Source organism: Niveibacterium sp. 24ML, assembly GCF_026586805.1.
Classification (GTDB): domain Bacteria; phylum Pseudomonadota; class Gammaproteobacteria; order Burkholderiales; family Rhodocyclaceae; genus Niveibacterium.
This window is the reverse complement of the sequence record NZ_JAPFHA010000033.1, coordinates 1-16,024: the sequence shown is the minus strand read 5'-3', so window position 1 is coordinate 16,024 and position 16,024 is coordinate 1. Positions and strand designations below refer to the sequence as shown.

At 53.7% G+C, this 16,024-nt stretch carries 14 protein-coding genes; all 14 read right to left on the bottom strand.

Annotated features, from left to right (window positions below; all coding sequences use genetic code 11):
• Positions 1-35: 35 nt before the first annotated feature.
• Complete coding sequence (locus tag OPU71_RS19765; protein ID WP_267729792.1) at positions 36-935, bottom strand: NAD-dependent epimerase/dehydratase family protein; 900 nt, start codon at positions 933-935, stop codon at positions 36-38.
• A gap of 1 nt (position 936) precedes the next feature.
• On the bottom strand, positions 937-1,983 hold the full coding sequence (gene gmd / locus OPU71_RS19760; protein ID WP_267729791.1) for a GDP-mannose 4,6-dehydratase: 1,047 nt from the start codon (positions 1,981-1,983) through the stop codon (positions 937-939).
• 36 nt (positions 1,984-2,019) lie between these two features.
• Positions 2,020-3,018 (bottom strand): glycosyltransferase family 2 protein, encoded by a 999-nt coding sequence (locus OPU71_RS19755; protein ID WP_267729790.1) that lies wholly within the window; start codon positions 3,016-3,018, stop codon positions 2,020-2,022.
• A complete protein-coding gene (locus OPU71_RS19750; RefSeq protein WP_267729789.1) occupies positions 3,008-3,424 on the bottom strand; it encodes a GtrA family protein in 417 nt (138 codons plus the stop codon). Before OPU71_RS19750 ends, OPU71_RS19755 begins: the two co-directional genes overlap by 11 nt.
• Complete coding sequence (locus OPU71_RS19745) at positions 3,417-4,328, bottom strand: transketolase family protein (protein ID WP_267729788.1); 912 nt, start codon at positions 4,326-4,328, stop codon at positions 3,417-3,419. Before OPU71_RS19745 ends, OPU71_RS19750 begins: the two co-directional genes overlap by 8 nt.
• A gap of 3 nt (positions 4,329-4,331) precedes the next feature.
• Entirely contained in the window at positions 4,332-5,138 is an 807-nt protein-coding gene (locus tag OPU71_RS19740) for a transketolase (RefSeq protein ID WP_267729787.1), read from the bottom strand.
• A gap of 14 nt (positions 5,139-5,152) precedes the next feature.
• Positions 5,153-6,202 (bottom strand): NAD-dependent epimerase/dehydratase family protein, encoded by a 1,050-nt coding sequence (locus OPU71_RS19735; RefSeq protein WP_267729786.1) that lies wholly within the window; start codon positions 6,200-6,202, stop codon positions 5,153-5,155.
• A gap of 8 nt (positions 6,203-6,210) precedes the next feature.
• On the bottom strand, positions 6,211-7,548 hold the full coding sequence (rfbH, locus tag OPU71_RS19730) for a lipopolysaccharide biosynthesis protein RfbH (RefSeq protein WP_267729785.1): 1,338 nt from the start codon (positions 7,546-7,548) through the stop codon (positions 6,211-6,213).
• Complete coding sequence (gene rfbG / locus OPU71_RS19725; protein WP_267729784.1) at positions 7,545-8,645, bottom strand: CDP-glucose 4,6-dehydratase; 1,101 nt, start codon at positions 8,643-8,645, stop codon at positions 7,545-7,547. The genes rfbH and rfbG overlap by 4 nt, the downstream gene beginning before the upstream one ends.
• On the bottom strand, positions 8,642-9,412 hold the full coding sequence (gene rfbF / locus OPU71_RS19720; RefSeq protein WP_267729783.1) for a glucose-1-phosphate cytidylyltransferase: 771 nt from the start codon (positions 9,410-9,412) through the stop codon (positions 8,642-8,644). The genes rfbG and rfbF overlap by 4 nt, the downstream gene beginning before the upstream one ends.
• Positions 9,413-9,425: 13 nt before the next feature.
• On the bottom strand, positions 9,426-11,621 hold the full coding sequence (locus OPU71_RS19715; protein ID WP_267729782.1) for a hypothetical protein: 2,196 nt from the start codon (positions 11,619-11,621) through the stop codon (positions 9,426-9,428).
• Positions 11,596-14,031 carry a glycosyltransferase family 4 protein gene (locus tag OPU71_RS19710; protein WP_267729781.1) on the bottom strand — a complete coding sequence of 812 codons (2,436 nt, stop codon included), beginning with the start codon at positions 14,029-14,031 and terminating at the stop codon, positions 11,596-11,598. The genes OPU71_RS19715 and OPU71_RS19710 overlap by 26 nt, the downstream gene beginning before the upstream one ends.
• Positions 14,028-15,068 (bottom strand): glycosyltransferase family 4 protein, encoded by a 1,041-nt coding sequence (locus OPU71_RS19705; RefSeq protein WP_267729780.1) that lies wholly within the window; start codon positions 15,066-15,068, stop codon positions 14,028-14,030. The genes OPU71_RS19710 and OPU71_RS19705 overlap by 4 nt, the downstream gene beginning before the upstream one ends.
• Positions 15,065-16,024, bottom strand: a 960-nt coding sequence (locus tag OPU71_RS19700; RefSeq protein ID WP_267729779.1) for a hypothetical protein, incomplete at its 5' end; no start/stop codon positions are given. The genes OPU71_RS19705 and OPU71_RS19700, both read right to left, overlap by 4 nt.

The following is a 16,024-nucleotide window of genomic DNA, read 5'->3' as shown; positions in this document are numbered from 1 at the left end:
TGGCCGTATCGCCTCAACCCCAAGAACAACCTTCATCAGGCAACTGGCGCCTCAAGCATCCACGATAGCGTGTCGCTGAGGGGCGGGCATGACCAATCTCCGATAATCGAACGAAGACAGGAAGCGTCACCGCACAGCGACTTCACCTCATTGGCACGCACAAAAGCCGGGTTCACCCGCACGTCAAGTCGATGACCAGAAAGCTGAGTCGCCATCGCGACCACCTCTCGCAGCGAATAAAGATTGCCTGAGCACACGTTAACCACGGCCCCCACCGGGGCGCGCTCAAGCAACCTGCGATATGCGTTAACCACTGCGCGCACATCTGAAAAGTCGCGCCAGACATCCAGGTTACCGAGTTCCATGTGCGCCGCCTTCGATCGGAAGTGGCCCACGATCTTCGGAAGCAAAAAGTCCGCCGATTGCCCAACGCCTGTGTAGTTAAATGGCCGAGCAATGGTAATGGGCAAACGAGGAATCCAAAGCTTAGCCATAAGTTCCATCGCATACTTGCTCACTGCATAGTCATTCGCTGGATTCGGCAGCGAACCCTCCGTGAGCACCCCCCCTGCAGCATTACCGTAGATATTTGCACTACTTGCCAACAAGACAGACCGCAAAGGCAACCCGCTCTCTGCCAACGCTTCGAGTAGATTACGGGAACCAATCAGGTTTACTTGATAAAACGCATTGGCATCACCATGACCAACAAATGCAATTGCGGCAAGGTGGACGATGTACGCAGGACGGACTTCGGCCAAAACGCGCCGCAAACCCGTCTTATCATCAAGACCAACTTGGCTATAGTTTTGAAAAGTATCCGGATGCGAACCCACTCCATAGACATCAAAACCCGCACCGGCGAGCTCATTCGCCAAATACCGCCCAGTGAACCCGGACAGCCCAGTAATAAGAACTCGCCGATTTTCGGTCATATCAGAACGAAAACCCTGCTTCGTTACGACGCAGATCCGCTTGAACCATCATCAGGCACAACTCTTCCAGCGTGGTCTTCGGCTCCCAACCGAGCTTCTCCTTCGCCTTCGCGGGATTGCCAATCAGCAAGTCAACTTCTGCCGGGCGATAGAACTTCGGATTAACGCGCACCAAAGTCTTGCCCGTAGCAGCATCAATGCCGACTTCATGCTCAGCCTCACCCTTGAAGACAACCGAGACATCCACAGCTTTGAACGCCATCGTTACGAAGTCACGCACCGTCTCCGTACGATTAGTAGCAAGCACGAACGTATCCGGCTCATCCGCCTGCAGCATGCGCCACATCCCCTCGACATACTCCTTGGCGAAGCCCCAGTCACGCTTGGCATCCAGATTTCCAAGCTCGATATTTTCGAGTTTTCCGATCTTGATCTTGGCTACTGAATCAGTGATCTTACGTGTAACGAATTCCCGACCCCTCAATGGGGACTCGTGATTGAATAAAATACCCGAGGAGCCAAATATTCCATATGACTCTCGATAGTTTATCGTCATCCAATGCGCATAGAGCTTAGCCACACCATATGGGCTACGCGGATAAAATGAGGTAAGTTCGGTTTGGGGTATCGCCTGCACCTTACCGAACATTTCCGAAGTCGACGCCTGATAAAAGCGTATCTTCGGATTAACAATCCGTATTGCCTCGAGCAGATTCACCGCGCCGATACCGGTTATTTCAGCTGTAGTTACAGGCTGCTCAAACGATACTCCAACGAAGCTTTGCGCCGCAAGATTATATACCTCCATCGCCCCGGTGGTGTGGAGAAGGCGAATTGAGGACGACAGGTCCGTAAGGTCATATTCAACAAGGTGTAAGTTTGGGTTGTTCTGTATCCCAAGCTCTTCAATTCGCCAAAAGTTTACAGAACTCGTGCGGCGGTAGGTCGCATATACAACGTAGCCTTTGTCGAGCAGGAGTTCGGACAAGTAGGCCCCATCCTGTCCAGTGACACCAGTAACGACGGCAACTTTTTGCGAATTATTCATATCATCAGAAATAGGGTAATTGTGGATAAATCAGGCTTAAGCGCGAGCATGATCCCGCTTTTCAAGCGCCGCAACGGATTCGCCCGGCGTCGTGCCGCGCCGTTCGAAGTTCACTCTCTCCGACTCGACTACGAGCGGCATGTTACGTACCTGAGTATGAATTGCACCAACGTATTCACCCAGAAGCCCAATGAAGAACATCTGAATGCCACCGAAGAAGAACAATCCAACCAAGACTGGCGCCATACCAAGCTGAAAGAGATTCCAGAAGAAAATCTTAGCAACGAGAAAGGCGAGCGCAATAACCAAACTCATGATTGAGAGCGCAAACCCGGTCATGGTCATTATTCGCAAAGGCACCTTCGAGTGATTGGTGATACCAAGCATCGCGATGTCATAAAGCGTGTAGAAGTTGTTCTTAGTCAAGCCGCGCTTGCGGCGTGGTTGCTTGAACGGCACCGTTGTAATGTCAAGTCCTACCTCGCAAACCAGTCCTCGAAAATAGGGATAGGGGTCTCGAATCTGACGCAGAACATCAATAACCTCCCGATCGAACAGTCCGGAACCGGTGGCATTCTGAACTAGAGGCACTTCCGAAATGCGCGTGACTAGGCGGTAGTAGCATTTACGCACAAAGAACATCAACGATGACTCGTCGCTCTCTGGCTTAACTGCCAACACAGTCTTAAAACCAGCCTCCCACTTCGCGAGGAATTCTGGAATCATCTCAGGCGGATCCTGCAAGTCCGCAGCAATCAGCACGCAGGCATCGCCACTCGATTGCAGCATCGCGTAGTAGGGGGAGCGGATGTGCCCGAAATTGCGCGCATTGATTATCAATTTGATATGCGAGTCGCGCGCAGCAAGTTCCCTGATCTTGGCGACGGTGCCGTCAGTCGACCGGTTGTCGATAAGGATATGCTCATAATCGTACGGCATATAGGCCATGACATCTGCAACACGCGCGCAGAGTTCGTCAACGTTGCCTTCCTCGTTATAGCAAGGCGTGACGATGCTAATTAGTTTACGCATCATTAAAGACAAAATTCCGGTTCAAGAGAAAAGCTAGGATCGCAACAGGAAGAATGAGCAGCGCACCAGCGAGATAAGCCCCCATCCCGAACCTCGCCAGAAAGCCCACTCCAGCGGCGTTAACAAGATAGGTGACGACGTAAACGCCTACAAATCGGAATATCCGAGACGGCTGCCGGTTTGCGAAAACAAAACTGCCAGTTGTCTTGAAGTTGAAAGCCACGCCAGCGCAGGTAGAAATGAACAGAGCCGCCTTATAGTCAACCCCAAAGAAGACGAGCGCAGCATAGATGCCATAACCGAATGCCGCGTTAACGGCACCGACAACGAGGAATCGTGCAAAACGCTCCCTCTCGCGGCCGAGCCAACCACTCCATGTCGCTGTCGCGAGCGTTTTGATTTCAGGCATTTTCCAGTATTCGCCCAAGGTCGACCCCGGCTTTCATGCGCAGGTACTCCTGAGTCCCAGCATATCCGATGAACTTGTTCGGGATTCCAACACGACGAACGATAGGCATCGATGCGATCCGCCCCTGAGCGCGCAAGTCCGACAAGCACTCAAGGACCGCACTACCGAAACCACCCGCGAGTTGATGCTCCTCCATTGTCACAATGCAATCGAATCGACGAGCGAGCGAGCACATGGTTTCGGTATCGAAGGCGGAAAGCATCGGACAACTATAGACGGCCCAAGGCCGACCAGCCTCATCAATCTGCCGAATTGCGCCGTCAAGTACAGCGCCCGTCGTCAACACGGCCACTCCGGCGCCTTCACGTACGGTAATAAGGCGGCCGGGTTGCACGTCGACTTCCCCCCGATGGATCATAGGCTCGCCAGCCTTGTTGAGACGAACGTATGCGGGGCCACGATGTGACACAAGGTACTTGGCAATTGACCGAGCTTCGTGCGGATCCGCAGGAGCAGTCACCAGCATATTCGGAATCGACCGAAGCATCGCAATGTCCTCGGTCGTGTGATGCGAAACCCCGAGCGCGCCATATGCATACCCTCCTCCTACTGCGATGATCTTCACATTTGCATCGTGATAACAGACATCGTAGCGAATCTGCTCCATGCAGCGCAGCGTCGGGAAATTACCAATCGAATAGGTAAACACGTTGTAGCCTTCGCGCGCGAGACCGACGGCCATTTCGGTCATGTTCTGCTCAGCAATGCCGGCGTTAAGGAACCGCTCGGGAAACTGCTCCGCGAATGGCTCGAGCACTGAATAGCCAAGATCGCCGCACATCAAGAAGATATCATCGTGAGCGCGCGCAAGCTCGCACAAGCTATTGATGAAAGTATTGCGCATCTATCAAGCCTCCAGTTCCGCTCGAGCGCGCGTATAGTCCGCGTCATTCGGCGATTTGTAATGCCAAGCGAGTTGGCCTTCCATAAAAGAGACGCCCTTGCCCTTCACCGTGTGCGCAATAATCGCCTTCGGCAGGCCGTTGCGCGCAAGCGATGACTCAGCCAAAGTTTTTCGCAACTCATCATGGTTATGGCCATCAACCTCCGTCACCTGCCAACGGAATGCGCGCAATTTGTCTGCGAGGGGCTCCAAGGCCAACACCTCCTCGACGCTGCCGAAGCTTTGGATCTTGTTGTAGTCAATAATCAGAATCATATTATCGAGCGCGTGGTGCGCTCCGGCCAGCAGACTCTCCCAGTTCGACCCCTCATCGAGCTCACCGTCACTGACAATAGTGAAAACACTGCCAGCGTTCCCTTTGCGCTTTAGCGCGAGCGCGGTGCCACATGCGACACCTAGCGCATGCCCGAGGCTTCCGGTGGAGAGTTCCACGCCAGGAATTTGATGATTGACATGCGAGGTAAAGTACGAGCCGTTGACTGTAAACTCTTTCAGCAAGTCATACCCTTTGAGATATCCACAGGCGTTAAGAACAGCATAGAGAGCCGTGCAAGCGTGCCCTTTGCTGTAGAAAACTCGATCTCGCTCCGGATTGTCGACCGTCAAAGGCGAGATGTTTAGGACATCCGCATACAACACCGCCAGAATGTCGGCGACTGAATAGGCGCCGCCGATATGCGATGCCCGCTTGGAGTGACACAGATCCAGCGCAGTCAGCCTGACACTTCTAGCCAGTTCAATTGAGTCCATATGAGTCGTCCTCGTCATTGGGGATTACGCTCCTGCAGATGCCACGCCACCGTCCTGAGAATTGCGGAGTCAAGTCCGGTCCATACGTCGAGCCCGAGCTCACGCCTCGCCAATCCGACATCCGGAACGTAACGATCCGGAAGACTTCCAGATTGTGGCTCACGCGCGATACGGATTTCGAGCGCCGGATTCACCTGCGCCACCACTCGACGAGCCAGATCAGCAATCGAGATTGCTTCGTCAGACCCAACGTTGTACGCAACTCCAGGAGTACCTCGCACAAGGATCGTCCAAAGCCACGTAGCAAGGTCCGCAGCATAAAGGTAAGAGCGGATCGTGGTTCCGTCACCGCCGATCTGGATTGCCCGCCCAGCAAGCGCATCTCCGATGAAATTGCCCACGGCAAAGTGCTTGTCCAGCGCCAGCAAGGGGCCCACGAACGCGAAACACCGGGCAGTACGCACGCGCATTCCGTGTGCTTTCCCGTATGCTGTTGCCAACCACTCCGCTCCACGCTTCCCCAAACCGTATGCAGAGCGAACGTCCAACGAATCAGGCGCATTACAGCAGCCCTCTGCCACGAGTCGAAGCGCGGGAGCCTGGGGACCATATACGGCGCCCGAACTGACAAGAAGAAATTCCGCCGCTCCAGCAGAAACAGCAAACTCAAGTACGCGGCGGGTTCCACTTACCGTAACGTCAAACGTATCGAGCGGCGAGGGAGCCTGAACCACGTCGGTCGCGGCGTGCACGACGTGCGAAAAACGCCCCTCAGGTGCCTCGAAGGTCCGCACGTCGCCACGATGTAAGGTCACAGCCGGATGGCTCGCTAGCCAAGGAAAGCCCGCACGAAAGGCCTCTTGATCGCGCGTGAGGGTCACTATAGTGACATTGAGTGCTAGCCGATCGTTCGCGTATAGCAGCGTTTCCAGCAACCATTTCCCGACGAAACCCGTCCCGCCAGTTAGGAATATGCGAGCGTTGCGGAATGAATCCCACACCCCCCCCGCGTGTCCGAAGGCGAATTCAAGGTCGTCGTTCCCGACACAGCCGTTGGTAGTCATCACTATACTCAAAGACCGATGCCGAGGAATGTCTCGATTTTCTCAACGACGAAATCGAGCATGTCACGCTGGAGTCCCGGATACACCCCGACCCAGAAAGTGTTATTCATGACGATATCGGTGTTGGTCAGTTCGCCACTAACGCGGAAGTTGCGGCCGATCATGTACGGCTGCCGTGTCAGGTTGCCGGCAAACAGAAGGCGCGTGCCGATCTTGTGCTGATCGAGATACTGCAGAAGATCAACTCGGCTGACACCCGCGGTCTCACGCAGCGTTATCGGGAATCCAAACCACGATGGATCTGAATTCTCCGTCGCACGCGGCAGAATCAGAAACTCCTCACAGGACGAAAGGCGGTCTTTCAAATAGGCAAAATTGTCCTTGCGCGCCTGAATAAAACCCTCGGCCTTATCCAACTGCGCAAGCGCGCATGCTGCCTGCATGTCGGTAATCTTCAGGTTGTACCCGAGGTGGGAGTACGTGTATTTGTGGTCATACCCCTCCGGCAGATTGCCAAGCTTCCAACAGAAGCGCTTTTTGCAGGTGTTGTCCTTGCCGGGCGGGCAATAGCAGTCACGCCCCCAATCTCGGAAAGATTCGGCAATTTGCTTAAGACCAGCGTCATTCGTGAAGACGGCCCCGCCCTCACCCATCGTAATGTGGTGCGCGGGGTAGAAGCTCAACGTACCGATGTCACCAAACGTGCCGACGAGTTTTCCGTCATAGGTCGAGCCCAGGGCATCGCAGCAGTCCTCGATGAGCCACAGGCCGTACTTATCACAGACAGCCATCACGGCAGAGAGGTTGTAAGGGTTGCCAAGGGTGTGGGCCAACATGATGGCCTTGGTTTTTGGTGTGACTGCGGCTTCAAGCTTCGTCACGTCGATGTTGTAGGTGCCGAGTTCTACATCCACAAACACCGGTACCGCGCCAAATTGAAGAATCGGGTTCACCGTCGTCGGGAAGCCTGCAGCAACACCGATGACCTCGTCGCCCGGCCGGATCGCTCGCTCACCCAATTTGTGTGAAGTCAATGTCGCAAACGCCAGCAAATTGGCTGAAGAACCGGAGTTAGTGGTTATCAGATGACTAACGCCGATAAAAGCGGCCAAGCGCTTCTCGAACTCCTCATTAAAGCGACCCGTCGTCAACCAACCGTCAAGAGACGCCTCGACCATCAACTTAAGCTCTTCGCCGTCGATTACCTTGCCGGAGGGAGGCACAATGTTTTCGCCAGGTACAAAAGCGCGCGGCTCGTACTGGATTCCAGCGAACTCATCGACCAACTTGGCGATGTCGCGACGAAGCGCTGCGAGTTTTTCGTTTCTATCTTGCATCGTAGTCATCTATCTTTCTGGTGCAGATCTGCCAAAGTGTTTGTGTAAGCGTCAATCTGGTGCAACGTGAAAGCGCGCATATCGCCACCGTCAAGCCAAGCCCGTTGCCATTCGCAGATGCGCTTCAGTGTTGAATGCAGACGCCACCGCGGATGCCAGTCCAGGCGCTGACGCGCTTTCGAACAATCAAGTTTGAGGTAATTTGCTTCGTGCGGAGCATTAGCTGGTGCGTCAATGCGATAGCGTGCCGAAGGGCCCCACAGCGACACCATGTTGTCAACGATCCACGAAACCGGCCTTGCGTCCTCGTCGTGCGGGCCAAAATTCCAACCCTCCGCGAACGCAACACCGTCTCGATAAAGGCGTTCGGCTAACAACAAGTACCCCGAAAGCGGTTCGAGCACATGCTGCCAAGGGCGAATAGCCCCCGGGCTGCGGATTACGACCTCGTCGTTTGCCTCGATTCCGCGAAGGATGTCTGGAATTAGGCGATCGTGCGCCCAATCGCCACCGCCGATCACATTACCTGCTCGGCCGGAAGCGAGCGCAACTCCATGTTCACCCCAACGAGCAGGCGGAAAGAAGGAATCACGATAGGCCGACGCGACCAATTCAGCGCACCCCTTACTGTTGCTATAAGGGTCATGCCCCCCCATGGGCTCGTTCTCGCGATACCCCCAAGGCCATTCGTGATTCTCGTAACACTTATCACTCGTTACCACAACTATCGACCTCACGCCGCCAACACGGCGCACGGCCTCGAGAAAGTTCACCGTTCCCATCACGTTGGTCGCATACGTCTCGACTGGATGATCGTACGAATACCGGACGAGCGCCTGAGCAGCCATATGAATGACAACTTCGGGTCGCGCCTCCCGCATAGCGGCGGTTAACGCATCGAGATCGCGTACATCACCGATAACCGACGACGTCATCCCCTGCGCGACTTTCGCAACGTTAAACAAAGAAGGGGCAGTCGGCGCTGGCAACGCATAGCCCGTCACACTAGCCCCCAAGGACTCCAACCAGAGTGAGAGCCAGCTACCTTTGAACCCCGTATGCCCGGTCAGAAATACCCGGCGCCCCCGCCAGAATTCAGGATTCATTGCCAAACCTTCCACGGCGCTCGCCCAGACTCCCACAGGCTTTCCAAACCAACCTTATCGCGGAGCGTATCCATGGGTTGCCAGAACCCTTTGTGAAAATACGCTTCCAACTCGCCGCTCGCGGCAAGACGCTCCATTGGAGTACGTTCCCAGATCGTCTCGTCGCCCTCAATTAGCTTGAGCACCTTCGGAGACAACACGAAAAATCCACCATTGATCCACCCCCCATCACCTACAGGTTTCTCAAGGAAGCTGCGAACTGTCGAACCATCGAGATCAAGGGCGCCGTAGCGTCCGGGTGGCTGGGTTGCCGTTACTGTCGCCTGCTTTCCATGATGACGATGGAACGCCAGCAGAGATGTGATATCCACATCCGACACACCGTCGCCATAGGTCATGCAGAAGTCTTCTGTGCCCACATGCTCAGCAACGCGCTTGAGCCGCCCCCCAGTCATGGTCTGCTCGCCGGTATCAACCAGAGTCACCCGCCACGGCTCAGCATGGCGGTGATGAACCTCCATCTTGTTGTGATGCATGTCGAATGTAACGTCCGACATGTGCAAGAAGTAGTTCGCAAAATACTCCTTGATCACATACCCCTTATATCCGCAGCACACCACGAAATCGTTGATTCCGTGAGACGAGTAAATCTTCATGATATGCCAAAGAATTGGCTTACCCCCGATTTCGATCATCGGCTTAGGGCGGACTACCGACTCTTCCGAAATGCGGGTACCCAGCCCTCCTGCGAGAATAACGGCTTTCATCACGACACCTGAACTAGTAAGAAATCTTTAGACCGAAAACATCAAATGCCAAACTTCTCGGGTCGCCATTCCCCGGCGGCGCCGGGGTAACATCCGACGAGAACAGAATAGTATTAGCACCAGGTTGGAATTCTAGCACCATAGAAATGGTGACTTCGTTTCCGTCCAGCGAAACATTGTCTTTCACCACCCCATTAACAGAAACCCCAATCGTTTGCTTTTGGAGCCCCCTCAATCCAACCTCCAAGGTTCCGTGTAATTCTTCCTTGGACGGATTAAGAACAACTATCTCGGCCTTTCGACTCTCCGCCCAGCGGTGCCCAACCTCCGGACTGGACCAGCCCGAACCAAAAGACGTTGACATGGGCAGCACTGGCCGACTCGCCGGCTGAAGAGAAAACGCAATCAACTCCTCACTCTCCGCAACGACGGCCCGTCCGGCTGAGGACATAGCCGCAATCAGACTTGCGCCGCCATCGGAATAGCCCTTTTTATTTAGATAGACGGCAGCAAATCCATATCGCTCCAAGCGCGCTATCATTTCGTTAACAGGAAGCGCAGCCACCTCACTCTGCCACGCCGCATCAGACCGTCCTTTATTGGTACCGTAAGAGTACCTCAGTGACTTCGTAAATAGATAGGGTCTAAAATGCTCGTAATCCTTCATACCAAGTACCGGCGGAACTTCCGGATACTGCATCACGGGAAGTTGAAACACCATCGCCCCAGGAAAAGTCCGACTCTCCAACCTCTCTGCGAAGGCTCGATCAGCCGCCACGGCATTAGACACCACTGGCATCGAGTCCGCCCCCGAATTCATGGGAAGCTGATCCCAAAGAATCACCGGCACTAACACCAATGCAAATGCCCTCGCGCCCCTTTCAGCGCAGTGCTTTGTCAAAAATCTCACAAAGTATATGAGAACAATAGTCAAGATGAAAATGCCATATCGATTTGTACCTCGAAATAGCACAAAACCCGCAGAACCAACAAGCAGGTTCACTCCGCCGATTAGCGAATACAAAACAACCCAAAGGACTTGCCACCACTCAACCGGTATCTTTTCACTCTGCGCTCGGAACAGACAATATAGTCCAAACAAAACCAAGGTGACAAACCCTGATATCCCAAAAATCCCAAGATATGGAGATCCAAGCTCACCTTTTATGAACGTTGGAGTGTAGTAATTGGCTTGAGCAAAACCAGCCAGCCAATCCCAACGATGGGAAGGAGGCAGGAATAATTCAGGCAACTTCAGGCCGTAGATCTCAAGCCCTGCAAGGCTTCTAGAGACCGCCGCCGGATTCCCTCCATTGACGATTTGATAATAGAATGTGTCCAAGTTAAACAGGACAAACACTCCAATCGTCGCAAGAATTAGGAACAGCGGCTCCAAAGCGGCCCTACGTTCAAAGCAAACTAGCCGCTTTAGAAGGGCAAACCCAACGAATTGGATATACATCCATGCATAGTAGGGATTAAGCGCACCGACAATAAGTGAGACGCCTACTGAAAAAGACCACCGCCGACTTGAAAATCCCATCGCCTGGCGATCCCAAACCCACCAACTTACCAAGCACGCTAACGGCAAGTGCCAATAAGTCGAGAGCGTTAAGTGAGACAGCCCCCTTGCAAACAAGTAGTGTGAAAAGGCATAAGCGATCGCGCCAGAAAATGCGTACTCGCGACCAACGCCCAAAAGCCGACTAACAAGCCAAAATGACCACCCGGCCAGAAGATGACAGGACAGAACGAGCAAATTGGCTGCCGCAAATATCCCAAACACCCTTCCCAACATCCCCAACGAGAAGTATATGAACTCCTCAGCAATTGGCCAGTCGTTCCAATTGGCGGCAAATGGCGAATTCAGATGTTGCACTAACTTCAATACGACTAGATGGACATCTCCGTCCATATATGCCTTAGCATTAGCCAAAGCCAAAAGAGTGTCTTCACTATATGAGATCGGCGTCAGCCAAGCCCCAAGCGTCGTCCTTCCAGCAACCCAACACCAGACTATCACAATGAAGAAAAGGAGAAATGCCGTCCAGGTAACGTCCTCCCGACGAAATAGCACACCCCACTCTTTCCCGTCAAAAAACTTTTTAAAGTCCATTCGCTCTTTCAACAGCAATAAAAATGGCACAAAGCCAAACGCGAACCAAGATCCAATCGAAGCCGGATTAATTCGACACAGCCAGTCGGTCAAGGTCATTCATAAAGCAACGAGAAATGGACTCCCAAGAGTATTTTGAACGAACCAAGTTTGACGCACTTCTCGCCAGTTCCTGAATGTCATCTAGAGAAGACTCGACAAAAAAGGCGGTGATCATAGGCACGAAACGGTCGACGTCGGCCTCGAGATAATGCAAAGAACTCGTCGCCGCAATGCCTCTAACCCCGAATCGGGTCGTTAGCACCGGGACTCCCGCCGCCATATAGTCGAACATCTTTAGGTTACTCCCCGAACCGGCCGTCATCGGATTGACTGCCAAGTCTGCTGCAGAGAGTGCGACTTGCTTTTCCTGTTCGTCTAGCACCCCAAGGAAACGCACGTTTTCCGGAACAACTCTGTTCTCAAATGCTGAACAGGCACTACCAATGATAAGGAACGTAACCGCCGAAAGGTGCTCTGCATACGCGATAACCCGCTCCGCCGCTTCGAGATTCGGACCATGCCAACTCCCCATAAATACGACTGTCGGACGTCCTTCTAGGCCAAGCTGCGCCTTGGTCCTTTGACGTAACGCAGGAGGGGTGAATACGACCTCGTCTGCAGCAAAGCCATTCGGCACAACAACCTGCTTGGCTGCACTTGGTCCGTAGATTCGCTCAAGCTCTTTCAGATCCGGCTGAGCGCAAACAAATACCACGCTGGCTGCGCTCCACGCCTCAGCCTCATTATTACGTACCATTTCAAGAAGCGCATCCGAAGCCGGACGTTTTGGCAGTATGCTCCGTTTAATGGTCAGCTCTACATCCTGCGCTTCGAACCACAACTCCGCTTGGGGCGAAGCAGCACGGAGTTCCTTGACAAAATAGGGATGACAGGCAACCACGATATCGGCTCCTGCGCAGACATTCCCTAATTTCTCGAGGTATGCCGGCGTCATGTGTATCAGCGTTGAAGCAACAATATCGGTAACTGGAACCCAATCCACAGAAGCGGAATAGCGATTCTCAGCATCCTGATGAGCGACACTCTTGGGAACCCGGATTTCCAAAAGCCCAGGAGCAATCTCACCCTCGAAAGCTGGCGCCTCGTGCCCAGTGAGGGTCACCAAAGTAACGTCGTAGTATCGCGCCCACTCCCGGTACAAATTGAACACTCGCGACTGCCCACCTCCGCGGGGAGGATAGACTGGGAAAGTGATAGCAACCACAATCTTCCTGCGGCCAGATCCGGCTAAGCCGCTTTGCGCCACGCTAGAGGACGCCGCGGGCAATAGCGCCCTCCGGGCACCCTTCAATGACTCACCAATCAGCGCATCGGCGACTCTCTCCCACGTAATGGAAGACACGCGTCGGCGGGCACCCTCACCCATTCTTCTGGCTTCCGCGCGATGGCTGCAAACGTAGTCAATAGCTTGAGCCAATGCAATTGGATCTGGCGGGACCGCGAGCCCGGTTTCGTGGTTAACCACGAATTGGCCAACGCCTCCTGAATCTGTCGTCGTGATTACCGGCTTCCCGCTCATCATCGCTTCGATAGTAATCAGGCCATAATCTTCATCGTAAGGTACGAAAGGCACTGCCAGCGCATTAGCATAGTGGTCTAGCAAGTCTGCATCGTTAAGATAACCGAGGAATTCGATCCGCCGGTCATCGCCCGCCAACGCCTTCAAACGAGCCTCATCTGGGCCTTTACCACCAATCAGTAGGCGAATGTTTGCCTTCACATGGCGCATAGCCTCTATAATCAAGCCGACGCGCTTTGGTCCGTCCAATCTGCTAGTCGTAAATAGATAGTCATATTCCTTGCAATAATATCCAGATAGCGCAGGAGGGTGGGGAATGACACCTACGACCGCTCCAGGAGGGAAATATCCCTCTCTCTTTCTCACCGTACTCGAAATCGCAAAATAGCCCTTGATATTATCCTGACGCATTCCCCGTCGATCCAGGAAACGCACAACCTCCCTAGAAAAGGCCCCCGGAAACTCCCGAAGCGCAGTTGCATCCTCGCGCGAAAGCGCCTTCTGGAGCAGATCAAAGAACTTCTCCAGGGCAATTGAACCATTCTCGACTTGCGTCATCCAACGCACCACCTCGGAAACGAGCGGCTCATCCGGCAGTGTCAAGGGCTTCCCGGAGAAGTGATACGTGTCGTACAGACCCCTAAGAGTGTGCTGCAAATAGACGACATGATCGCGATGATTCACCATCCATGCTGGATACTTGGTCGAGATAACCCTATCAAAATGATCGACGTTAAAGTTGTAGAACTTTCTGTACGACGAAACAATATCCTCGACCGAGCCCTCTGGCGATGGGATCTTGAATAGTTCGCAATGATGGGTCGTGTTTTCAATGAGATAGCGCTGCAAACCAAGCCATAGATTCTCGGCCCCCCCGTGCACATACGGGACCGAAGAGGGAGCCACGATCGAAATATTCATAGTCCAACACCAAGTTTTTCAACCACACGATTCCAGCTAATTCCAAGGTCACCATAGCGTTCAAGACCTGCCATTCCAATATGGCGACCATGCGATGGAGAGTTCCACAGATCGTCAATGCTTACAGCAATAGCCTCCGGATCTGGGGGAACTACAAACCCGGTTTGGCCATGCAGCACAAACTCCATGGGACCACCCGAATCAGTACACGTCACGACAGGCTTCCCAGACAACATAGCCTCGAGAGTAATGAACCCATAGTCCTCAGAAAAAGGGCCGAAAAATACCGCCAAGCAATTGCTGTAATAGCGACACATCTGCTTCGGATCGACATGTCCCACAAAGCTGACTCTATTCTCGACGCCAAGTTCATACGCCAATTTCTTGTACTCGTGAGCCATCCCACCCTCACCAGCGATAACTGCGGCAACCGGTGATTTGACATATTGCATTGCCTTAATCAAAAGATCTTGACGCTTCAACTTTTCCAGGCGGCTCGGGCAATACACGTACGGAAACACTGGTCCGGGAGTAAAGTACTCAGCTCCTGGCGGCGGTTGGTACAGCGGCTCGGACTCGACATCATTGAACAGCTTGAGTCGATCTGACACAGTCTGGGAGATCGTAAAAACGGCTCGTGCCGAAGAAAGATTACGGCAATCCGAGCGAAGGATCTTTTCTCTCAGTGTGCAGTTGCGTTCGTTAGCTTGCTCGCCAAAGCTCGTGTCGAACAATTCATATACCGAACGATGCTGGTGCATCAACCAAACCGTCTTTCTCGGGTGCTGAACGTTGAACGCCGGAAACTTCAGCGCAATCAAGTGATCTACCTGCCCAGCGTCAAACCGCTCAAAGTCCAAGCTCTCCCATGATTCCATGTTTTCGACAACTTCATCGAGCGGAGAGAACCTAAAGGGCAGCGTGACCAACTCGGCGCTGTGGCCTGCTTCCCGCAGGGCCTTGAGCAACCCCTCGGTCATCGCCTCAGCCCCGCCTCGAATGAACGGAACCTGCGTGCTTGCAACAATGACTTTCATTGCCCGGCACCCCAAAGTCGCTCCCTAACCCGAGCGACGGCACTATCGTCCAACACCGACTCAGTCAAGTCCGGTTCTGCTGCATCCTGTTGAATCATGTGCTCCACCTGAACGAGCCGCGGCGTCGCCGTGGCTCTACCCTCAGAAGTCGACGTGGATCGAATTGCGTTCATGTTGGTGGCCGCTACATATGGCGAAGGTACCGCGCCGCTGCTGATGCCAAACTCTCGCAATCTGCTGTGCAGTCCTGGAAACTTCTTTATTGCGCGGCTAAGCGCCCGCTGAACTCTCGGCCTGACAAAGACATAACGAATACTGTGAGCCAACGCCGCCTGACTCCATCGATACGGAGGCTTGGAATTTTGGGGCGCGACTCCGATTTCGCCAATATTAGGCCTATTGCGCGACAGCAGCCGCTTGATGAAACGCAGAGGCTTCGTAACTCGCCAAGAAGTACTAGCATGCAATTGCAGCACCCGCTCATGCCAATATGAGATCTGATCTTTGCCCTGCGCCAAAGCATCGCGCAGTACAACAGATTCGTCTGCTAGTTGGCGACAGCGCCCCTCCATGTCGTGCGCGGCGGCTAACAAGTCAATCCGTTCCGCGCGCGCCTCTTCCAGTGAGCGCGACAGAGCGTCGACGCTGTCTTGCTGGCGAGCAACCTCCTGCTTTAATTGCTGGGCGGTAGAGTCAGCGGAATTAAGGTCTATCTCCAACTCCTTGCACCGTTGCTCAGCGCGTTCGCACGCTGAACCCGCTTCGAGCTTCTCTGCTCGTGCGAGTAAAAGCTCAGCCTCAAGGCTCATCGCGCTGTCTTGCAGGCGAGCAACCTCCAGCCTTAATTGCTGGGCGGTAGAGTCAGAGGCACTGAGGTCAATCTCCAACTCCTTGCACCGTTGCTCAGCGCGTTCGCACGCTGAACCCGCTTCGAGCTTCTCTGCTCGTGCGAGTAA